The 20608-nt window shown below is 70.9% G+C and carries 14 protein-coding genes; 4 read left to right on the plus strand and 10 right to left on the minus strand.

Translation table 11 applies throughout. From position 1 onward, the window contains the following. Nucleotides 1-138: 138 nt before the first annotated feature. The 5 genes from WMF17_RS09715 to WMF17_RS09735 all read right to left on the minus strand — a co-directional run bounded on the left by WMF17_RS09715 (nucleotide 139) and on the right by WMF17_RS09735 (nucleotide 9148). Nucleotides 139-1632 (minus strand): hypothetical protein, encoded by a 1494-nt coding sequence (locus WMF17_RS09715; protein WP_437648999.1) that lies wholly within the window; start codon nucleotides 1630-1632, stop codon nucleotides 139-141. Nucleotides 1633-1661: 29 nt separating this feature from the next. Further along, nucleotides 1662-2750: a hypothetical protein gene (locus tag WMF17_RS09720; RefSeq protein ID WP_437649001.1), complete on the minus strand. Its 1089-nt coding sequence runs from the start codon at nucleotides 2748-2750 to the stop codon at nucleotides 1662-1664. A gap of 63 nt (nucleotides 2751-2813) precedes the next feature. Further along, a complete protein-coding gene (locus WMF17_RS09725; protein ID WP_437601687.1) occupies nucleotides 2814-3095 on the minus strand; it encodes a hypothetical protein in 282 nt (93 codons plus the stop codon). A gap of 17 nt (nucleotides 3096-3112) precedes the next feature. After that, nucleotides 3113-7264, minus strand: a complete 4152-nt coding sequence (locus WMF17_RS09730; RefSeq protein WP_437649003.1) for a TOMM system kinase/cyclase fusion protein — start codon at nucleotides 7262-7264, stop codon at nucleotides 3113-3115. A gap of 168 nt (nucleotides 7265-7432) precedes the next feature. Next, nucleotides 7433-9148, minus strand: a complete 1716-nt coding sequence (locus WMF17_RS09735; RefSeq protein ID WP_437649004.1) for a sigma-54-dependent transcriptional regulator — start codon at nucleotides 9146-9148, stop codon at nucleotides 7433-7435. Between the two features lie 668 nt (nucleotides 9149-9816). Here WMF17_RS09735 and WMF17_RS09740 point away from each other — a divergent pair. Then, complete coding sequence (locus tag WMF17_RS09740; protein ID WP_437649006.1) at nucleotides 9817-10752, plus strand: hypothetical protein; 936 nt, start codon at nucleotides 9817-9819, stop codon at nucleotides 10750-10752. A gap of 44 nt (nucleotides 10753-10796) precedes the next feature. Here the strand turns inward: WMF17_RS09740 and WMF17_RS09745 are convergent, their stop codons facing one another. The 5 genes from WMF17_RS09745 to WMF17_RS09765 form a co-directional block, all read right to left on the minus strand. Next, a complete protein-coding gene (locus tag WMF17_RS09745; RefSeq protein ID WP_437649008.1) occupies nucleotides 10797-11933 on the minus strand; it encodes a hypothetical protein in 1137 nt (378 codons plus the stop codon). Continuing rightward, nucleotides 11930-12934: a hypothetical protein gene (locus WMF17_RS09750; RefSeq protein ID WP_437649010.1), complete on the minus strand. Its 1005-nt coding sequence runs from the start codon at nucleotides 12932-12934 to the stop codon at nucleotides 11930-11932. The genes WMF17_RS09745 and WMF17_RS09750 overlap by 4 nt, the downstream gene beginning before the upstream one ends. A gap of 131 nt (nucleotides 12935-13065) precedes the next feature. Further along, nucleotides 13066-14649, minus strand: a complete 1584-nt coding sequence (locus WMF17_RS09755) for a serine/threonine-protein kinase (RefSeq protein WP_437649012.1) — start codon at nucleotides 14647-14649, stop codon at nucleotides 13066-13068. Between the two features lie 305 nt (nucleotides 14650-14954). After that, the gene (locus WMF17_RS09760; RefSeq protein WP_437649013.1) at nucleotides 14955-16223 is read right to left on the minus strand and encodes a glycosyltransferase; all 1269 of its coding nucleotides are present in this window, start codon (nucleotides 16221-16223) and stop codon (nucleotides 14955-14957) included. A 16-nt stretch (nucleotides 16224-16239) separates the two neighbouring features. Beyond that, a complete protein-coding gene (locus tag WMF17_RS09765; RefSeq protein ID WP_437649015.1) occupies nucleotides 16240-17040 on the minus strand; it encodes an OmpA family protein in 801 nt (266 codons plus the stop codon). A gap of 268 nt (nucleotides 17041-17308) precedes the next feature. On the opposite strand from WMF17_RS09765, the gene WMF17_RS09770 reads away from it, so the two are divergent. The 3 genes from WMF17_RS09770 to WMF17_RS09780 all read left to right on the plus strand — a co-directional run bounded on the left by WMF17_RS09770 (nucleotide 17309) and on the right by WMF17_RS09780 (nucleotide 20579). Next, nucleotides 17309-18721 (plus strand): L-serine ammonia-lyase, encoded by a 1413-nt coding sequence (locus tag WMF17_RS09770; RefSeq protein WP_437601699.1) that lies wholly within the window; start codon nucleotides 17309-17311, stop codon nucleotides 18719-18721. A 124-nt stretch (nucleotides 18722-18845) separates the two neighbouring features. After that, a complete protein-coding gene (locus WMF17_RS09775) occupies nucleotides 18846-19742 on the plus strand; it encodes a GH12 family glycosyl hydrolase domain-containing protein (protein ID WP_437649017.1) in 897 nt (298 codons plus the stop codon). Between the two features lie 396 nt (nucleotides 19743-20138). Next, the gene (locus tag WMF17_RS09780) at nucleotides 20139-20579 is read left to right on the plus strand and encodes a hypothetical protein (protein WP_437649019.1); all 441 of its coding nucleotides are present in this window, start codon (nucleotides 20139-20141) and stop codon (nucleotides 20577-20579) included. The last annotated feature ends 29 nt before the right edge of the window (nucleotides 20580-20608 follow it).

The raw sequence follows: 20608 nt of genomic DNA on the forward strand, positions 1-20608 counted from the left end.
GGCGAGGCGCCCATGCGCGCGCGTCGCTCGCCTCGTGCGCATCGTCCGCGCCCATCGCAAAGGCAGCAAGGACCCGTGGACGCGCGACGCTCGTAACCCTGTGAATTCCATCAGTTCTGCCGGAGGCGGCGTGCATTCTCACCGGTCTGCTGCTCTCCGACCCGGCGCCTCGGTTTTGCATTCGTTGCTGACGCCGAGCCTCTCGCAATACTCGTCGCCTATCCACCGGTTCTCCTCGCAATTGCAGAGCGACCGCGTGGGTACGAAGCTGAAATCGTGCTTCTGCACCGCGCTATGGCAGCCCAGGCAACTGGACCGCGTCGCCTCAGGCTCGACGGCGCAGGGGTCCTGCGAGGCGTCCCGGTGCGACGTCGTCGAACCCACGATATAGGTCTCGATCACCGGATTCCGCAGCGTCTCCGGCTCCGCCTTCGACCCATTGTACGGATTGTACTGCACCCCAATGAGCTGGTAGTGCTGAAGTACAGTGTTGCTGGATTTTAGCCAGGCGCGAGCCTGCGCGTTGAGTCTTTGTACTTCCAAGGGGATGGGATCAATACGCGTGATCTGTGTTCTGCACATCGTGGATCCGCGCACCTGAACCTGCTTGCTCGCGTTGGGGCGGCACGTCGACGGGTCACACCCGGTATCGTTGAAAGAGGGCCCGCTGGGGGTCTCGGCAGGCGCGAGGTTGTCCACCTGCTCGAACGTGGACCAGATCCACTTCCCGTAGGGCTTGGACTTCTGCGCGATATGAAACCCGACCAGGCCCAGGGTGATCCCATCGCCGGCTCCCGGGCCGGACGGCCGCGGTGACGCGCGCCTCTGGAGGAAGCGACCGCTCGTGCTCTCCTCTTCCGTCAGTGTCTTCCAGGCGAGCTTGATCGCCGTGGCGCCGGTCAAGTCGTAGGAATCCCCTCCGGCGTCCGGACCTTGGAAGCGGCACTGGCCATGCGTGAAGCTGATATCTATGGATGTTCCGGAGCGCTCCCGGACCTCCTCGGGTTCTTCGGCGACCTCGCTCGATTCCAGCGCCCTCATGAGCGTCTTGTGCCAGCTCTCGTCCAGCCTGACCTCATAGAGCACCGCTTGGCCGTTCTGGTCATAGACGAGCCGGTGCGGCGTGGAGGCCCGGCGCCCGCTCCGATTGAGCCCGTTCGTCAGGCAGTCGCCATCACAGCTCCAACCCAGCGGGGCACCGCGCTCCGGCGAATCGTCGCTGGAGTCATCCGTCAGGTCGCTGTAGATCGTCTGCGGTGTGTACCAGCTGTTCCAGCGGGGATAAACGTCCCGCTCGTTCAGTTTGTCGAGCCCACGTTCGGCCCTCCAGCGGCCGGGGTTCGGAATTCGGCCAGGCCAGTTGAGCGCGATGAACTGGCGCCAGGCGAAGAGCTCCATTCCTCGACGCTCCTGGTCGCGATCCTCACTCCATGGCGAGACGCAGTACCACGTAGAGGGCAGTTTGAAGAGCTCGTGTCCGCGCGCGGCGAAGGGGAACTCCGGGGCGCCCTCCGCGGCCTCCCCGGGGCGCTGAGGGTCGATGGCGAGGCCGCGTCGGCATCCGCTCACCGTCAGGCAAGCGGTCCCGGCGAGCAGGGTGAACATAGCACCCACGATCGTGTTCGCGTGCATGTGAAACCTCTGTCTCTGCGGTTCGTCTGTCAGAACACGGAGAGGACCGGCGCGAAGCCCAGATAACCCTTCGCGCCGATGCCTTGCTCCGCGTGGAGCGTGATCTTCACGTCAAGCCAGCGATGAATACGGGTCTTGGCCGAGATCGAGGGGCTCAACTCGCGAGCGCTCCCCGGCCAGGTCTGTAGCGCACGCCCTTTGTCGCCGGCGCAGAGCTCGTGTTCCTCGAGCGACCTCAGCAGCGCGCCCCGCCCAGGGTCGGAGCGCGCCGGGTGGTCCATCTGGAGCTGCGAGAAGGCGATCGCTGCGTAGGGCAGGAGCGCGTGGTCGAGCGAGAGATCGAAATAGACGGTGTCGTCGGCCGTCTCGGGCGTGTAGAAGGTATGCGCGAGCTGCTGCAGCGAATCGAGCGGGCCGGGCCAGCCGAGGTCCTTCAAATAGCCTATCAGATGAGCCCTGGGAACGGAGCCGTAGAGCTTGATCGTCGCCGGCTCTCTGGCGAGCATGAAGGATACGTGGATGATGCGACCAGAGGGCGGGAGACGCCGGAAGCAAGCCTCCATCGCGCACCGGTTGCTCGCGGACAGCAGCCCCTCGAAGGCTGGAGGGACGGCGGGCGTCAAGAAGCTCAGGCAACTCTCGTACGAGTCCTGAGCGTCCCAGGGAGCCGAGGGGAGGCGTGGCGCCGGGTATTCGGGGTCGACACAGATCCAGATCGATGGAGACTGTTGCGCCGCCGGGCGCGTGTTCACGTGGTCGAACTCGAGCCACAGGCAGGGCATCCTGCTGGAGCCTTCATGGGTGAGGGTCGCCCAGCGACGGATGACGTCCCAGGCGAATCGCCAGGCCGGCTCGCGCGTGAGATGGTCCGGTGGTCCCTCGGCCGCGGCACGGATCCTCCCCAGGGGATCTTCGTCGCGGGGAGACGGGGCGATGCAGGCGAGGAAGTCGACCTGCTCCTGCGCCGCCGAGAGGCGACACTCGAGGTAGTACGAAGAGAACATGTCCGGGAGCCGCGCCGTGAGCGCACCGAGGTTGGACCTGACGGCGTGGTCCACGCACACGCCGGGGATCCTCGGCGCGACTAGCTCGATAATTTCATGACTGGACCACATCATGGATCTATCTCGGTCCCGGGGGGAGGGGTCACGGCGCTCGAGGTGATGGACTTGCGACGACAGTCACCAGAATTGTAGCTCGGTCGACATGAGCTCCTCGACCAGGTGCTCCTTGAGGAGCTGCTCGAGCAGGGGCTTCACTTCGTCCGGCTTGGTAGACACGTCGGCGATCTTCAAGAGCAGCTGGGCCCTGGGGTCATCTCTCGTGATGCCGAAGCGGCTTTTCATGGTAGCACTCATGTCCTCGTGGAACTCAGCGTTGATATCGGGGTTGTTCTTCATCCAGTAGAGCAGGGAGAGCAATCCTTTCGGCTTCTTGTCGCTGGTCCTGTTCAAATCACTCATGGCCGTTCTCCGCGTTGTCAGGTTTTTTCGATCGAATGGACGGGCTCTCCGGAGAGCTCGTCGAGCGTCGCTTTGGCCGACTTCAGATGCGAGGTGTCGAATCCCTCGGCAAACCAGGTGTATGAGTCGCTCAACAGCCTCCGCGCGGCCGCGCCTCTCCCCTGATGATGCCACAGGCGTGCCAGGCTGAGCGCGGCACGCAGCTCCCAGGATCTGGCGTGGTGGTGGCGAGCGATTTCGACGGCCTTGTGCAGGGACTCTTCGGCCCGGTCCGCGCCGGAGGCGGTCGGGTCAGCTCGCAGGCTCAGGTCGCCTCGGAGGCGATAGAGCTCGGCTTCGTAGAGGCGGCCCTCGGTCCTGACCACGTGATCGAGCGCCTCGGCGACGGCCTCCAGCGCCTCTTCATGCTGGCCGAGCCCCCCGAGGGCCTCGGCCAGCCCGAACGCGAATTCGGGGTAAACTATCTGCGCGCCAGCCTCCAGCGTTCTCCGGAACCCCGCGCGCATGTCCTCGATTCCTCGATCCACCTGCCCCTCCAGGCAGAGCGCCCGGCCTCGCAGGAAGATGCCGGCGGCGTGCCACACGGGGAACCCTTTGTCTTCGGCGACCGCGAGAAGGGATGGGAGCTCCTCGAGCGCCGCGCCGCCTTCACCGCGCAGCAGGGCGACCTGGAGCGCGCGAAACAGGCTATGAGCATAGCTGTGGGCGTGTCCCCGCGCTTTCGTCTGAGCGACCGCGGCGCGCGCCATCTGGATCGCCTGATCCGGATAGCCCAAGAACCAGAGGGTCATGGCCAGGTACGCCATGCTCGCCGTCCCGGGATCGTATGAATAGACGGCCGCCAGGGCGCTGTGCTCGGCGGCGTCGTAGAACGACAGGCCGCGGCCGAGGTGCTCCTCCGCGGTGCGGAGCTCGCCCCGCCACAGGTGGTTGCCTCCGTGCAGCAGGTGGGCGGGCACGAGGAGCGCCGGATCGCTCTCCTTCTCGGCGATACCCAGGGCACGCACGGAGAGGTGGAGAGCGATGTCCAGCTGCGCCCGCACGCAGTTGAACGCGCTGAGCCCCCAGATTACCGAGAAATTTTGCCTGGAGTCGCCGAGCGCGTCGCACAGCTCACGCGCCCTCTCGTACGCCGCGCCCACCGCCGGCACGGCGTAGCCGTGGGCGCCGATGAGGGCCACCGACAAGGAGAGCCGCAGGCCGAGCTCCTGGGCGACGCGGGCGGGCGTATCCGGTCGGGTCGCGAGCAGATCGAGCGCTCGCTCGAAGTGCTGGATCGGCTCCAGGCTGGCGGATTGTTGCAGGGCCTTCTGCCCTGCTCGAATCCAGTACGGGATCGCTTGCTCGACGAGCTCGGCCTCGGTGTAGTGATGGGCGAGGAGCTCCGGCCGGTCGGTCACCCACTGGGGATAGTGCGCCTCCAGCACGCCTGCGATCCGCGCGTGGACCTCCCTCCGCATCTCCCGCGGCAGCGACTCATACGCCGCGTCCCGGACGAGCGCGTGCTTGAACGCCCACCCTGGAGCCTTCATCCGGCGCTGGCGCAGCACAAGCCCCGTGCCGACCAGGTGGTCCAGGTGCTCCTGCAGCACGGCCGGTTCAAACGGGCTCACCACCGAGAGCACCTCCACGCTGAACTCCCGCCCCAACGCCGCTGCGAGCTGAGCCGTCTTCTTGGCCCGATCCAGCCGGTCCAGGCGCGCCATCAGGAGGTTTCGCAGCGTGCTCGGGATCTCCTCCCGCGCGAGCGGGCGCGCCATCTCGTACCGATCGTTCCGCTCGACCAGCACGCCCGACTCGACAAGCATCTGGGTCAGCTCCTCCACGAACAGCGGCACCCCGTCCGTTCGGGTCACGACCTGATCAATCACCTCGGAGGGCAGCGACTTTCCGCGGAGGAGCGCCGTGACCAGCTCCTCCACGTGCGCACGCTCGAGGCGGCTCAAGGGGAGCTGCTGAACACCGGTCGTCGAGAACGGGGGCGAGAATTCGGGTCGTGCGGTCATAAGCACTGACACCGGAGCCGAGGGGGCCTCGTGGACGAGGTGCGTGAGCAGCTCGAGGGTCGTGGCGTCGCACCAATGCAAGTCCTCTGCCACCAGCATCAGCGGGCGCTCCTCGGCCATCCCGAAGAGCAGCGACAGGACGGCGTTCAGGGTCAGCTCCTTCAGCCGCTGGGGAGAGACGTCGAGCGCGGCGTGGGGCGGTGCCATGGGCAGGGAGAGGAGCGTCATGAAGAGCGGCATCGCCTCCGCCAGCGTGAAGCCGTGATTCGAGAGGAGCGCCTCGAGCCGCGCGCTCCGGCGCTCGGGCGAGGCCTCCTGATCGAGCCCCAGCGCGCGCCCGAGCATGTCGACTACCGGGAAGAGCACGCTGTGCTGCGTGTCCGGCGCGCAGCGGAGCTCCAGGAAGGTGTGGGGATCGCTCGCCAGCCTGGCGCGCAGCGCGCGCGCGAGCCGGCTCTTGCCGATGCCGGGCTCGCCCGTGATCAGGGTGCATTGCCCGGCGCCCGCGCGCGTCCGGCGCCAGCGATCGAGCAGGATCGCCATCTCCTGCTCCCTGCCGAAGAGGGGCGCCTCGCGGCTCTCTGCGTCAGGTGTCGACCGGGCTCCTCGCTCGGACCGCAGCACGAAGATCTCGGCGGGCGTGCCGTCCGCGTCGCCGCGCCGCGGCCCCTCGTCATCGAACTCGAAGGCGCTCCGCAGCAGCCGATGGGCCTCCACCGAGACGGCCACGCCCCCTGCCGGCGCGAGCGCCGCGATGCGCGCGGCTTTGCGCGGCGTCGCGCCCACGGTGAGCCCAGCGGCGGCGCGGCGCTCCTGCGCGACGAGGACGCCCGTGTGGACCCCGAGCCGCGCGTCGAGCCGCACGCCTCGGGCGGCGAGCCGCTCGCCCTCGGCCTGCGCCGCGGCCGCGATCTCCAGCGCCGCGCGGGCGGCGCGTTGCGCGTCGTCTTCCTCGGTCCGTGGATAGCCGAAATAGATCAGCAACCGATCGCCGAGCGTGGCGGCCACGTGCCCCCGGTAGCGGTACGCGATCTCGGCGCAGCGCCCGAGCTGCGCGCGCAGCAGCTCATCGGCCTGCTCCACGTCGAGCGCCTTTGGCGCGTCGGCGAGCACATCGATCGCGCAGCACACCGCCGTGAGCTGCCGCCGCTCCCCCTCGGCCGTGGGCCGCGACGTGGAGCCGGGCCGGGCCACGATGGTGGCCTCGAAGAGGGCGTGCACCGAGCGCGGTCCGCCATGGTTGCTGCCAGGGAGGGGCGGGCTGCCGACCATCGTCTCCCGCGACAGATCGCCGAGATCGACGACCTCGAGCGCGGGGACGAGCGCCGCGGCGTGCGCGTCGCGGGTGGCCGCGTTCTTGTCGGTCACGTGACGGAGCAGCCCGCCCAGCCAGTGGCCATCGAGCGCGCGCGGGATCGGCACCGGCTCCGGACTGAGCTGCGCGTACAGGATGTCGGCCGCTGAGCTCCCGTGGAACACGGGCTTTCCGGTAAGGCACTCCAGGAACACCAGCCCCCACGAGAACAGGTCCACACAGGGCGTCGGGTCCAGGCCGCGGAGCTGCTCGGGCGCGGCATAGCCCACCGTGCCCAATGCCTCGTTCGTGCCGGTCAGCTGGATGTGCTGCTCGGCCCCGGCGCCGACGAGCGCGCCGATGCCGAAGTCGAGTACCACCGCGTTCCGGCGCGCACCCGAGGCGAGCACCATGATATTGCGCGGCTTGAGATCACGGTGGATGATGCCTTGCGCGTGGGCGCACGCGAGCGCGTCGAGCACCTGCAGCATCAGGTGCCGCGCCTCCCGCGGCGCGAGCGCGCCCTCCCGGGCGAGCACGTCCGCCAGCGTCTCGCCGGGTACGAAGGAGAAGACGGTGTAGAGCAGCTGCTCCCCGACCCGTCCGGCGTCGACGAGCGGGACGATGTTGGGGTGGTGCAGCTGCGCGCAGAGCTGCGTCTCGCGGATGAACCGCGCGATCCGCCGCTCGATCTGGGCCGCTCCGTCTTGCTCGGGCGGCCGCATGATCTTGAGCGCCACCGCCTGCCCGGTGGTGAGCTGCCGCGCCTTGTAAACCGCGCCGAAGCCGCCCATTCCGATCTCCGAGAGGAGCTCGTATCGATCCGCGAACGCAGCTCCACCGGCGAGCAACGAATTGGCTTGGTGCATGCCCGTCTCTTCCGTGTGATGAGGTCCGCGGTTTTCCGCGCGACGCGGCGCGCAGCGCAACCGCAAACGCAAACGCCTCAGCGCCAATGAAACCGCCGCGCCTCATCGAGTGTCAAGCTGGGCGCGCGGCTCGTTCCTCCCCTCCCGTCCAGCGCGGCGGCGCGCGCGTCAGCGCCCCTCCGCCGGCGTCTCGGCCTCCTCCTTGAGCAGCGCGGCGAGATCGGGATCGATCTCGCATCCCAGCTTGTCGGCCAGCTCCCGGACCCGGTCGAGCTCCCGCCGCAGCGCTCGGTGGTGGTTGCGGTTCTTGATGAGCTGCTGTTGGCCGAGCAGCGTGAATGCCTCCTCGCGGCTCCCGGTCCGCCTCACCGCCGCGCCCAGCACGAGTCCCCGGAACGCCTCGGCGAGCTCGAGCGGCAGCGGCGTGCCTTCGCGCGCGCGCCGTTCTACCTCCTTCACGAAGGCGTGCGCCGCGCGCCAGATCTGCGTGAGCGGCGCGCCCTTGTCTGGCGCGCCCTCGTAGGCGAGCGCGCGCTCCACGTGGCCCCGCTGGAGCATGAGCTCGCCGCCGGGGCCGCCCCGCTCGGCCAGCGCGAGCGCGTAGGCGCGGCGCATGATGTTGTCGAGTTGCCGCAGGTTGCCCGGCCAGGGTACGTCGAGCAAGAGCTTCACGGCATCGGGCCCGACGCGCGCGGCGCTCTGGCCGCCCCCCTCGCGGTGGCGCCGGCTCAGCATGTAGTCCGCCCAGAGCGGCACCTCGTCGAGCCGCTCGGTCAAGGGCGAGAGCCGCACGGGCAGCACGTTGATCCGGTAGTAGAGATCCTCGCGGAAACGGCCGTCGCGCATGGCCGCGCGCAGGTCGGTGTTGGTGCCAATGATGAAACGCACGTCCGCGCGGCGCTCGCTCCCCTCGTCGCCGAGCAGCCGGTAGCGCCGCTCCTCGAGCACGTGGAGCAGGCCCGCCTGGGCCCTGAGTGAGAGCTTGTCCACCTCGTCGATGAAGAGCGTCCCCTGCGCGGCGCGCGCGATCGCGCCCGGGTTGTCGCGGACCGCGCCGGTGAAGGCGCCGCGCTTCCAGCCGAAGAGCTCGGCCATCTGCAGGTCCTCGGGCACGCTGAGCAGGTCGAGCGTCTCGAACCGCTGCCCGCGGCGCGCCGACTGCTCGTGGCACCAGCGCGCGAGCCGGGACTTGCCGGCGCCGGTCGGACCGCTGATGAGAATCGTCTCCTCCTGCCGCGCGAATACGCGGAGCAGGTCGATGAGGCTTGCGGTGGTGGGGCCGACGACCGGCAGGAACTCGTCCGCGTACGCCGCGCTGGCAGGCCGGGGCGGCAACGCGCGCAGATAGGGCGCCGCGGCGCTGGCGAGGAGCTCGAGGACCTCGTAGCACCCGCGCCAGACGAGCTCACTCGCGATCGCCTGCTTGCAGCTGACCTCCAGCGCGATCATTCCCTCGACGGCGCCGCCCGGCGCGCGCAGGGGCACCACGTGGACGTGCGTGGCGTCGCGCCCGAGCATCCGCTCGCGCGTTTCGCTGCCGGGCAGGCCAGCCCCCTCGCGCCGCTCGACGTGCGCGGGCGCGCCGTCCGGCAGCCAGGGGCGCAGCACGCCGAGCTGGACGTCGATGGAGACCGAGCAGCGGTGCTCGACGAGCCAGCGCCAGACGCTGCCCGAGGTGAGATACCCCGTGCCCTCGACCCGCGCGCCGCTTCGGTGCTCGAGGCCGAAGAGGCGCTGGTAGCCGCCTCCGGGGCGAAGGTGCACAACCCCGCGGAGCACGCGCCCCTGCCGCGCGAGCGGGCTCGCGGCCAGCGCCGCATTGACGCCGGTGAGCATGTCCTGCAGCACCGCCGTCGCGGCGTCCTCGAAGCAGGTGGCCTCCATGAGTCTGGCGATCAGCGCGGGGAGCAGGTCATGGAGCATGGAGACGTAGGCCAGGGTACACGGACTACATTCGGTTCGGACGAAAATTGATGGCGGTTCTCTCGGCATCCGGGCTGGCGTGGGTGCACAGCGGAGTGCGCGTCCGGAGCCGCCGGCGTCCCGAGGAGACGCGCGCGCGTCCTGTTGGGAAACATGAGTTCGCCTGCTTACATGCGCGCCGCGGGCCCGCTCGGCCCGCTCAACCCTGGTCGGTCTCGGGGAGGAGCATGACCTTCGGGGACACGCCCGTCCGTCTCTCCGGACGAGCGCTGGAGCGGCTGCCGGGACGCATCGTTGTCGGAGCTCAAGCGTCGATTCGTGACGGTGCTGTACCTGTACTTCTGTTCGTCGTCCTCATGGGCACCAGAAAGCTCTCGAACCCCATGTGCTCTCCGCGTGAGGTGCGCCTCTTCACGTGGGTCCGTCGAACCAGCGGCGGACCGGCAAATTCGTTATCTGTCCCCACGACCCGCGGCGTCCCATCGCGTTTGCTCGATGCTGTTGCTCGAACCATGCACCCATGGAGTCTGCAGAGGAGCCGGAGCCCGGGTCATGGCCCCTGCACTGGGCTGCCTGTGCCATGGTCCCGATGGATGGCCCCGGTCCGGAAAAATCGATATCCTATCCGCATGCGCCAGCCTGCATCGTCCCTCGCCGCCCTCTCTCTCGTGCTCTCGCTCACCGCGCCGGCGCTCGCGGAGGAGACCGTCGCGGAAGGGCAGTGGGCGAAGTCCCATGGCTTCCGTCTCGGCATGGAGGCGGACGTGCTCACCCGCACCATCGAGGCGAACCTCCCCGGCAGGGAAGCCGCGAGCGGCGACGGGACGAGCGGCGGCGTGGTGGGGAGCTCCTTCGTGGCGTCCTTCGCGGTGGTCGCCCAGATCAAGCTCGTCGCGGGGCTCCACCTCGACGCCGAGCTGCCTTTTGCGTACGGGAGCACCCAGGCGAGCGCGCCCGGCCCGGCGGAGCACGACGCGGCGACCGTCGCGCCGGAGCTCGAGGGGTTCTTCTTCGGCAATCCCTCGATAGGACTCCACTACTCCGCGAGCATTCTCCCCATGATGATGCTCATCGGCGGGCTCTCGGCCTCCATCCCCATCACGCAGGATCCGTCCGACGACACGAAGGCGGCCGCGGCGGCGGCGCTGGCCGTGCGGGGGTACTTCGACGCGCAGCGGGCGCTGCTGGAGCACGTCCCGCTGCGGGTCCGCGGCGGCATCGAGCTGCGCCCGATCGAGGCGTTCTATGTGCGGAGCGATCTCGTGGCGATGCTGGCCATCCCCACGGACAGCGGCGACACGGAGCTCTTCATCGAGCAGAGCAACGAGGCGGAGCTGCGCAGCGTGGGCGGGTTCGGGGTCGGCGCGCGGCTCCAGGCCGCCTTCCCGCTCACGGAGACCGACAAGCTGCAGCTCGCGGCCGAGCCCTTCGTCGGGGTGGAGCCGCCCACGTCGGGCCTGTACTTCCGGGCCGGGCTGCTCGTGGCGCTGGACGAGCCGCTCGGGTTCGGTCTGGAGCAGGGCAAGCTCGCGACGGTCCGTGTCGCGCTGGGGGGCAGATTCTGAGTCGCCGCTGAGGCGGTCGTCGACGCGGCGATCGCCGCCCTCCGTTACTGGCAGGGGGCGTCGCCGACCGCCGCGGCGCACACGCTCGGATCCTCGAACGCGCGGCTGACATGGAGCAGCCGGCAGGCGAGCGTGTCGCCCTCGGCGCTCGCGACGGCGTAGCCGGAGTCGTGGCCCGCTCCCGACACCGCGCCGCAATCGAGCTCGCACGCGGCCCGGTCCCCGCCAAACAGATCGTAGAAGGCGTCATTGCAGGCCGCCTCGAGCAGCGTGCAGTACGACGCGCAGTTGCCCGTGGTCGTGGCGTCGCCGTCGGTCCCGCAATGGCCGTCGCCGCCCGGCCCCGCGTGCCCGCAGTGGGTGTCCGGAGCCAGCATGGCGCTGTAGGCGTGGTACTGGCGGCAGCCCACGGTGTTCTCGGTCCGGTGCTCCGTGCCGCCGGGCGGGAGCGCCGCACAGACGGCGAGGCACTGCTCGGTGGACTCGTAGACGGCCAGCTCGCCCGCGCACGAGATCATGACGACCTGGCAGTAGCCCTCGCAGGTCGGCTCCGTCCCCTCCGGCTCGGCGCACGGCTCCACCGGCATCAGGCTCGCATGAACGCAGTGCTCGTCGGGGTCGACCGTCGCGGAGCTCACGTGCACGAGGCGGCACTGCAGCGTGTCGCCCTCGTGGTTCGCGATGACGTCAAACCCGTCGGCGTCCGGGAGCCCCGCGCACTTGGCGATGCACTCCTCGTGCGTGTCGAGCTCGGGCGAGCACGCCGCCGCCTGCAGCATGCAGTAGCTCTCGCAGTTGCTCCCGCAGACCCCGTCGCCGCCCGGGCCCGCCGCCGGACAGTGCGCCGCGGGCTCGCCGGTGCGCCCCGCCAGGCCCGCCTGGCGGGCGCGGCAGGCGAGCGTGTTGTCCACCGGCTCCAGGGGATCGCCCGGCGGGAGCGCCGCGCACACGCCGTGGCAGGTGTCCAGCGTGGAGTAGGCCTGATGCTCGCCCGTGCAGTTCGCCATCACGTCGGCGCAGTACGACGCGCACGCCTCGCTCACGGGGGCAGGCTCCTGCTGCTCCTCCGGTGGAACGTAGGTGCGGTCCTCGATGCCGGCGATGGCGTGGCAGCCGAGCCAGCCGAAGAGCGCCGGCGGGGCGAGCAGGACGAGCGACAGGAGCCCGATCATGCGCCTCATTCGAAGGTCCCTCCGACGCGCAGCCCGACGTTGCGCGCGTCCACGATCGGCCCCACCTGAACGCGCGACGACTGCGCCGGCGCCACGACGAACGCCAGCACGGCGCCGCCGACGACCGCGGCTGCCCCGAGCCCGAACGCGATGTTCGAGACGGTGGCGGCGCTGCTGGCCTCCTCGGTCAGCGTGACGCCGCGCGGATCCTCGCACGTGCTGCCGCCCTTGCAGTAGCCCTCCGCGTCGCCGTTCCTCGAGATGGCCTTCACGCCGAAGAACGTCCCGACGCCGAGCCCCACGACGCCCGCGCCGCCCACGACGAGGCCGAGCAGGCGCATCGTGTCGCCGCCCGCCGCCGGCGCCGGCGCCGGTGCCGCCGGCGCGCCGCGCGCGGGCGCCGGCGCAGGGCCACCTGCCTCGCTGGGCGGCGGCTCTACCGGGGTGGGCGGCGGTCCCTCGACCCGCTTGAGCGGCGGCACATCGACGTTCGTCGCGGCCTTGTTGCTCCCCAGCTTCACGGTCGTCGTCCAGGCCTCATGCCCCGGCGCGCTCGCCTCGATCGTGATCTCGCCCGGATCCACCGGGATCGCGATGCCGAAGACCGCCTGTTCGACGGGGTTTCCTGAGGAGCGCACCGAGAACCCCTCGATTGACGTGTTCTCCGGCGCGACGCTGATGCTCAGCTTGGACAGGCTCGGCTCCAGCCGGGCCGCCCTCGCCTGCGCCTTGCGGGAGCGATCGGCCTGCCCTGCGGCCTTCGACTCGGACGCGGCCTGGCGGAACGTGGCCCAGGCGCTCGCCGTGCGGCCCGTGTTCTCGTAGCACTCGGCCAGGTAGAGGAGCGTGCCGATCCCCGGGTCGATGCGGTGGCTCTGCTCCAGCCTCGGGCACGCCTCCGCGCTGCGCCCCTGCTTCATCAGATCGAGCGCCGCGTCGAAGAGCGCCTCCGCCGTTGCCTTCTCGGAGGCGCTCGGCTCCGCCCGCGCGGGGAGCGCCCCGGAGATCAACGCCGCGCACAGACCCAGGCAGGCGGGGAGTGCGATGCTTCGCTGATGCCATCTCATTCGTCCTGTACTCTCCTCCAAGCTGTCCGTGACAGGGCCCGAGGGCCGCTGTCCGGTTGACGCGGGCGCCGCGCTCAGCGCCGCCCGCCGAAGTCGCTGATCTCGTTGCTCCGACGCGGCTCCGGGCGCGCGCCCGGGCCGGGCTGCGGGCGCTCGGCGGGCCGGGCCACGGCGCTCGCCGGCGGGGCGGCGGCGGCAGGCGCAGGCGGGCTGGAGGACGCCGCCGGCGGTGGCGCTGCCGGGCCGCCGCTGGCAGGCGCGGGCGGCTCCGGCGCGGACGGCTCCGGCGCGGGGGGGGCCGCCTCGGGCGCGGCGACGCTCGCGGCGCCGGGCGCGGCTTCGCGCGCCTGCTCCGGCGCTCCGCGCGCCTGCTCCGGCGCTGCGGTCGGCGGCAGCGTCGCCGCGGGCGCGGGGGCCTGTCCGTCGCCGGCTGTGCCCCCGGAGCGCAGGAAGAGCACCGCGCCGAGCGAGATCGCGGCGCCGACGGCGAGGGCGGCGCCGGACGCGAGGGCCAGGCCGACGAACGCGCTCTTGCGCCCTGCGCGCGGCGGCTGGCCCGTCTGGCTCCACGAGCTCACCGTGGGACCCATCTCCACGGACGCCGCGGTGGACGGCCCGCCGTGCGGCACCGACAGGCGCGCTCCGGGCTGCGCGCCCCCGGTCAGCGCGCCGGGCGGGCTGAACGTCACGCCGGGCGGGCCGAACGTCACGCCGGGTTGACTGAGCCGCGGCAGCCCGGTGTCCGAGAGCCCGAGCACGCGGCGCGCGCGCTCGACGTGCACGTGGCCCCCGGCTGGACCGAACCCGAGGAGCGCATACGCCAGATCACCGACGTTCCTCCACCGGTGCTCGGGTTCCTTGGCAAGGCAGTGCATCACCACCGTATCCAGCTCGCGCGGGATGTCGGGGCGGAGCTGGGCCATCGTGGGGGGCACCTCGTGGAGCAGGGACGCGAAGAGCTGCGGTACGGAGTCGCCGTTGTAGGGAGTCCGCCCGGTCAGCATCTCGTACACGATGACGCCGAGAGCCCAGATGTCGGTGCGCGCGTCCACGTCCTTGGCACAGCGCACCTGCTCCGGGGACATGTAGAGCGGTGACCCGAGGAGGGCCGCTGTCTTGGTCAGGGCCAGCTCGTCGCGCGAGCCGCCGAGCAGCGATTTGGAGATACCGAAGTCGAGGACCTTGAGGATCCGCCCGCCGTCGGGCCGGCGCGCGAGGAACAGGTTGGCCGGCTTGAGATCGCGGTGCACGATGCCCGCGGCGTGCGCCTCGGCCATGACCTCGATCGCCTGGAGGATGTACCCGACCGCCTCCACCACGGGCAGCGGCCCTCGCCCGCGGATCTCCTCGGCGAGGTTGTTCCCGTCCAGGAACTCCATCACCATGTAGGGCATTCCGTCCTGCAGCGAACCGACATCCAGGACGCGCGCCACGTGCTCGCTCTTGATCCTGGCCAGCGCGCGCGCCTCGCGCCGGAACCGCTCCGCCGGGTCGCCGCCCTCGACGCCGGGCGCGTGCAGGAACTTCATCGCGACGCGCTGATCGAGCTCCATGTGCCACGCGGCGACGATCGTGCCCATCGCGCCCGCACCAACGACCTGCTCCACGCGGTATTTGCCCGCGAGCACATCACCTACCGCAACGGGAGCCGCCGCCATGGGCCCCAGGCTAGCCGAGATCCGGGGGAGCACATACTTCGGAGAGCCGTCACGGACGCGCAGGACGCAAAATCCCTGTGAATTATTCCATTCAGACAAAATTGTGTGTCCGGACACGTCGTGGACGGCTCGATGATCGGTGCCCGCGGCGGCGAGGCGCTCACGGGCGCTCGAGCGCCCATCGCCGACTCCCTTGCGCTGCCGGGCCTCCGGGGGCACGCCGGGCGTGCCGGGGTGAGCCAGGATGAAGCGGCGTAGATGTGAGCGTGCTCGTGGCGAGCGTCTCGCCGAGCACGACGCGTGCGTCACGCCCGCGCCGCGAGGTGCCGCTCGATGTGGTCGATCGCCGTCGCCACGCCGTCCTCGCCGCGGATCTTGCGGCCGAGCTCCCCGGCGCGCTGCTGCATGCCGGGGTCGGTCGCGGCGGCGTGGATCGCGGTCGCGAGCGACTCGGCGGTGAGGCGCGGCCGCGGGATGGCGCGCGGGCCGACGCCGAGCTCCTCGACGCGCCGCCCCCAGAAGAGCTGGTCCCCGAGGTGCGGGACGACCACCGAGGGCCGCCCGGCGCGCAGGCACGCGGCCACGGTGCCGGCGCCCCCGTGGATCACCGCCGCGGCCACGCGCGGATAGAGCCAGTCGTGCGGCACGGCGTCGACCCGCAGCATCGAGTCGGGCAGCGCCGTGTCGCCGAGCCCGGCCCAGCCCGAGAGCAGGACCGCGCGCCGGCCGCTCCGCACGACAGCGTCGACGAGGAGCCGGGTGGTGGCGCCGGGATCGTGGGACGTCATGCTGCCGAAGCCGAGGGCGACGGGCGGCTCGCCCGCCGCGAGGAACCGCTCGAGCGCCTCGGGCGGCCGGTAGTCTCCGCCCTCGTCGAGGAACCAGTAGCCTGTCGTGTGGAAGCTCGGCGGCCAGTCCGGCGGGTGCGGGACGACGTGGGCGCTGTAGCCGTGGACGACCAGCATGCGGCGCAGCGCGGCCAGGTACCCCCGCCGGTCCTGCGGCGGCAGGCCGAGCCGTGTGCGCACGCGGTTTGTCACGCCGCCGTACCAGCGCCACACCGTCGGCTCGATCAGGAGCTTGCCGACGAGGAGGTTGAGCAGGCTGTCGCGGCGCGGGACGGGGGCGACGGTCGCGGTCGGCCCGTGGCGCGTGGCCAGGATCGAGGGCTGGAGCGGCATGCTGATCTGCACCGCGCCGGACGCCTCGGCGATCGACGCCGCGTACGAGTCCGAGGTGAAGCTGCTCAGGATGAGCTCGGCGCCCTCGCAGGCGCGCAGGGCGTCCTCGGCCATCGCCGCGCCGAAGCGATCGATGATCTGCTGCAGGATCCGCGGCTGGGCCAGGGGATCGGTGCCGCGCGACACCCACGCCTTGCCGAGGTCGCTCTCCATGATGTCGACCGTGTCGACGCTGGCCGGCGTCGCCTTGAGCCCGTGCGCCTCGATCCAGCCGTGGAAGCTCTTGCCGGCGAGGACGCGGACGGCGTGGCCGCGGGCGGAGAGCGCCTTGCCGAGCGCGATGGCGGGCTGGACGTCGCCCCGGGTCCCCACGGCGAGAACGGTGGTCTTCATCAGGGGCCGGCTCGCCTCAGAGCGCCTTCCAGGACGCCTCGCTCGACGGCAGCCGCGGCGGCTCGATCGACAGGATGTAGTCGACGCGGCGGTTGCGCGGCTCGTCCGTCTGGTCCGCTGTCTTCACGAGCGGCGCCGACTCGCCGAGCCCCTCGAAGGCCACCGGGAGCTTCAGGCCGCGGCCCTTGAACCAGGCGGCGATCGCGCGGGCGCGCCGCCGCGACAGGGCGAGGTTGTGCTCCACGCTGCCCACCGTGTCCGTGTGGCCGGCGATGAACAGGGTGATCTTGCCGAGCTCGCTGGTTTTCGCGACGATCTCCGCGATCTTCTGGAGGCTCGCCTCCAGCTTCGGCACCTCGGGCGCCCGGATGACGTCGGAGTTGGTCTCGAACTGCACCTCTTCGTGGGGGATGCTCACGTTCCACGGGATGATCGCGACCCCTGCCCAGTAGCCCTGGGTGTCGTGGCCGTACACCTCGATGCGCGCGACGGTCTCGTCGCTCGAGGGCGTCCAGGTCACGGCGAGCGGCGTGCCGGCGGCGGCCCCGCCGAACGGCTTCTCCTCCTCGGCGAGGACGGCGCCCGACTGGCCGACGACCTTGATGCGCACCTTGGCGGCGGCGCGCGACAGCTTGACCTCGATCTGGCGGCCCTTGATGTCCACCTTGGCCCGGTCGATCGTCACCTCCAGCGCCGGCGGCCTGGCCTGCGCGCCCTGCGCGGGCGCGGGGGCCGGGCCGTCGCCCCGCGCGGCGGCGGGGGCGAGCAGGGAGGCGGCGAGGAGCAGGGCCGGGACATGGCGCATGGGGGTTGCCATCTTGGATCTTGGAGGGTGATGGAAGTGCGGGAAGACGGGCCGAGTATACCACCGGGACGGGGGCGCCACGCCGGCGGGTGTCGGGCGCGCCGGGCGTTTTCTCCCGGAGCTCCTCGGGCACGCCGGCCTGCGCCTGCTCGCCGTCGCTGCGTTTGGTGTGCTGCCCTGCGCCGCGCTGGCGCGACAGTGGCGGTGGCCGGCGCCATCTCGTAGTGTCCGTGGGCGTCAACAGGCCCTCCGGCGAGGGCTCTCCGGCGTTCCAGCATCCATGGCAGTTACCATTTTCGACCTCTTCAAGATCGGCATCGGGCCGAGCAGCTCGCACACGGTCGGGCCGATGCGCGCGGCGCGCATGTTCGCGGTGGATCTCGATGCGTCGGGGCTGCTCGTCCGCACCGCGGCGGTCCGGGTGGAGCTGTTTGGCTCGCTCGGCGCCACGGGCCGCGGCCACGGCAGCGACAAGGCCGTGATCCTCGGGCTCATGGGCGAGACGCCGGACGGCGTGGATGTCGAGCGCGCGGGCGAGATCGTCGAGGGCGTGCGGCAGAGCGGCCGGCTGTCGCTGCTCGCCCGGCACGAGATCGGCTTCGAGGTGAAGGGGCATCTGGCCTTCCTGCACCGCAGCTTGCCGTTTCATCCGAACGGGATGCGCTTCACGGCGCTGGACAAGGGCGGCGAACCGCTGCGCGCGCGCGTGTATTACTCGGTGGGCGGCGGCTTCGTGGTGAACGAGGCCGCGGCGAAGGGGGAGAGTCCGATCGAGCAGGACGCGACGCCGCTCCCGTATCCGTTTCACAGCGCCGCGGAGCTGCTCGCCGCGTGCGCGGCGGGCGGTCTGTCGATCAGCCAGGTCATGCTGGAGAACGAGAAGGTCTTCCGTCCCGAGGCGGAGATCCGGGCGGGGCTCCTGCGGATCTGGGGGGTGATGCAGGAGTGCGTGCGGCGCGGCTTCCGGACAGAGGGCGTGTTGCCGGGCGGCCTCAAGGTGACGCGCCGCGCGCCGGCCCTGTATCGCAAGCTCATCGAGAGCCCCGAGGCGGGCCTGCGGGATCCGCTGACGGCGATGGACTGGGTGAGCCTCTACGCGCTCGCCGTGAGCGAGGAGAACGCCGCCGGGGGCCGCGTCGTGACGGCGCCGACCAACGGCGCGGCGGGGATCATCCCGGCGGTCCTGCACTATTACCGGCGCTTCGTGCCGACGTCGACGGACGAGGGGGTCGTCCGGTTCCTGCTGACGGCGGGCGCGATTGGCCTTCTCTACAAGGAGAACGCGTCGATCAGCGGCGCGGAGGTGGGGTGTCAGGGCGAGGTGGGCTCCGCGTGCTCGATGGCCGCGGGCGCGCTGGCCGAGGGGCTGGGCGGCACGCCGGCGCAGGCGGAGAACGCGGCCGAGATCGCGATGGAGCACAACCTCGGGCTCACGTGCGATCCGGTGGGCGGGCTCGTCCAGGTGCCGTGCATCGAGCGCAATGCGATGGCCGCGATCAAGGCGATCAGCGCCGCGCGCCTGGCGCTGCACGGCGACGGCGCGCACTTCGTGAGCCTCGACAAGGTGATCAAGACGATGCGCGACACGGGCGCGGACATGGAGTCGAAGTACAAGGAGACGGCGCGCGGCGGCCTCGCGGTGAACGTGGTCGAGGTTCCGCTGGAGGTCGGGGTCCATCTGCCGGAGTGCTAGCGGACCGGCGACGCCATCGTTGTTGCTGCAATTGTTCAAGTTGCGCGCTGTTTTTCGCGCTCGGCGGCACCGCGCGCCACCGTGCGCCACCGTGCGCCGGTGTCCAGGTGATAGGTTCCGCACCATGCGCGCGCGTTCCTTGGCCGAGTCTTTCGCACGGTTCACGCTGGCGGCGGCCCTCGCCGCCGGTTGCTCTGGATCTTCTGACGACGGAGGCTCCGGCGGTGAGGCGGCAGGTACCGGAGGTAGCGGCAGCGCGAGCGTCAGCAGCGGCACGGGCGGCACCACGAACCCGGGCTCCGAGCTCGGCGCCGGCACCATGAGCGGCTCCGGCAACTCGAGCGAGCGGTACGAAACGGGCCTCGTCTCGCGCGACGACACGCCCTACGTGCTCATCACCAACGGCTGGGGCCCCGGCTTCGGCAGCCACACCGTCTCGTGGGAAGGCACGTCGTTCACGGTGGAGAGCATGAGCGGCACGGCCGGCTCCATGGGGCAGCCCGCCTCGTACCCGACCGTCTTTTGCGGCCGCTACTCGGTGAGGGAGGTGCCCGATTGCGGCTTGCCGGCGCCGAGCGCATCCATCACGAGCCTGCGCACCGGCTGGCGCTGGGCCAAAAATGGCAATGAGGGCGAGTACAACGCCGCGTACGACATCTGGATGGGCAACGGCACGCAGCTCCGCGGCTACCTCATGGTGTGGCTGCGCGATCCGCCGAGCTATCAGCCCGCCGGGCAGCCGAACTCCGCGCACCAGGGCGTGACGGTCGCGAACGTCCCCGGCTCGTGGAACATCTGGAACGGCATGGTGAACGGCCTGCCGATCGTGAACTGGGTGCGCGCCGAAGGGAACGACAGCTACGAGATCGAGTTCGACGTGATGGACTTCGTGCGCGACGCCGAGACGCGCGGCCTCAGCGTGCCCGGCGACACGGTGAACGCGGTCGCCGTCGGGTTCGAGATCTGGGAAGGCCCGATCACGAACCTGAAGAGCGTCGACTTCTATGTTGACGTGAACTGAGCGCGCGCCTCGCGCCTCGAGTCAGCGCGCGCCGACGCACGATCAGGCCGGCAAAGCTGGATCTCCGCTGGAGCACGGCCCCAGCGCTCTGGCCTGGACATTATAAAGGGGCTGGGGCGGCGCGCGACGTCACGGTCGGAGCGTGACATGTCGCGCCCTCGGCCGTGACATGTCACGGTGGCTCGCCCGGCGCAGAGGTCGAGCCCTCGGCCCGACGTGCGCCGCGGTTCGCCGACTTCGGCCGGAGTTGCCGCGTCGGCGCGCTTCGTCGGCGTCAAGGGATGTCACGCCGGCGAGGGGCGCCGGGCGGCATGCGCCTTGCTGATTGCCCGCTGGCTCGCAACACACACGGGCGGGCGGGGTGGCCGCGCCATCGCCCCGGGGGGACGAAGCATCATGATGTCTGCGCCGACGCCGATCACGACCCTCAGCCTCCTCACGAGGTCCATCTCTGCCGGGGAGCGGCTCGACGAGGCGGTCCTCTGCGCCAACGTGCCGAGCCCGCTGTCCGCGGTCGCGTTTCATCAGGACGTCGAGTGTATCCGCAGGTTCTTCGCCGCGGGATTCCCGGTTCACCTGGCGGTCCACCGCGTGGACAGCGCCGAGCCGGCGCGCCGGGACTACACCGCGCTGCACACCCACGACGGCCCGGAGATCAACCTGATCCTCCCCGACCCCACGGGCCTCGAATACCGCATCGAGCTCGGCTCCAGCGTCCACCACGTCACGACCAGCACCAGCGTCTGGATCCCGCCAGGCGTCCCGCACTCCGCGAACGTGGTCCGGGGCTCCGGCTACCTCGTCGCCGTGCGCTTCGATCACGGGGCTGCGACATGAGGTGTGACCTTCCTCGGGACCTCGACGGT

The organism is Sorangium sp. So ce362 (assembly GCF_051519845.1).
In the GTDB taxonomy this organism is placed as follows: Bacteria; Myxococcota_A; Polyangia; order Polyangiales; family Polyangiaceae; genus Sorangium.

Coding starts and splice junctions, on each gene's coding strand:
- WMF17_RS09715 (WP_437648999.1), bottom strand. CDS start 1,632: ATGCACGCGAACACGATCGTGGGTGCTATGTTCACCCTGCTCGCCGGG.
- WMF17_RS09720 (WP_437649001.1), bottom strand. CDS start 2,750: ATGATGTGGTCCAGTCATGAAATTATCGAGCTAGTCGCGCCGAGGATC.
- WMF17_RS09725 (WP_437601687.1), bottom strand. CDS start 3,095: ATGAGTGATTTGAACAGGACCAGCGACAAGAAGCCGAAAGGATTGCTC.
- WMF17_RS09730 (WP_437649003.1), bottom strand. CDS start 7,264: ATGCACCAAGCCAATTCGTTGCTCGCCGGTGGAGCTGCGTTCGCGGAT.
- WMF17_RS09735 (WP_437649004.1), bottom strand. CDS start 9,148: ATGGAGGCCACCTGCTTCGAGGACGCCGCGACGGCGGTGCTGCAGGAC.
- WMF17_RS09740 (WP_437649006.1), top strand. CDS start 9,817: ATGCGCCAGCCTGCATCGTCCCTCGCCGCCCTCTCTCTCGTGCTCTCG.
- WMF17_RS09745 (WP_437649008.1), bottom strand. CDS start 11,933: ATGAGGCGCATGATCGGGCTCCTGTCGCTCGTCCTGCTCGCCCCGCCG.
- WMF17_RS09755 (WP_437649012.1), bottom strand. CDS start 14,649: ATGGCGGCGGCTCCCGTTGCGGTAGGTGATGTGCTCGCGGGCAAATAC.
- WMF17_RS09760 (WP_437649013.1), bottom strand. CDS start 16,223: ATGAAGACCACCGTTCTCGCCGTGGGGACCCGGGGCGACGTCCAGCCC.
- WMF17_RS09765 (WP_437649015.1), bottom strand. CDS start 17,040: ATGGCAACCCCCATGCGCCATGTCCCGGCCCTGCTCCTCGCCGCCTCC.
- WMF17_RS09770 (WP_437601699.1), top strand. CDS start 17,309: ATGGCAGTTACCATTTTCGACCTCTTCAAGATCGGCATCGGGCCGAGC.
- WMF17_RS09775 (WP_437649017.1), top strand. CDS start 18,846: ATGCGCGCGCGTTCCTTGGCCGAGTCTTTCGCACGGTTCACGCTGGCG.
- WMF17_RS09780 (WP_437649019.1), top strand. CDS start 20,139: ATGATGTCTGCGCCGACGCCGATCACGACCCTCAGCCTCCTCACGAGG.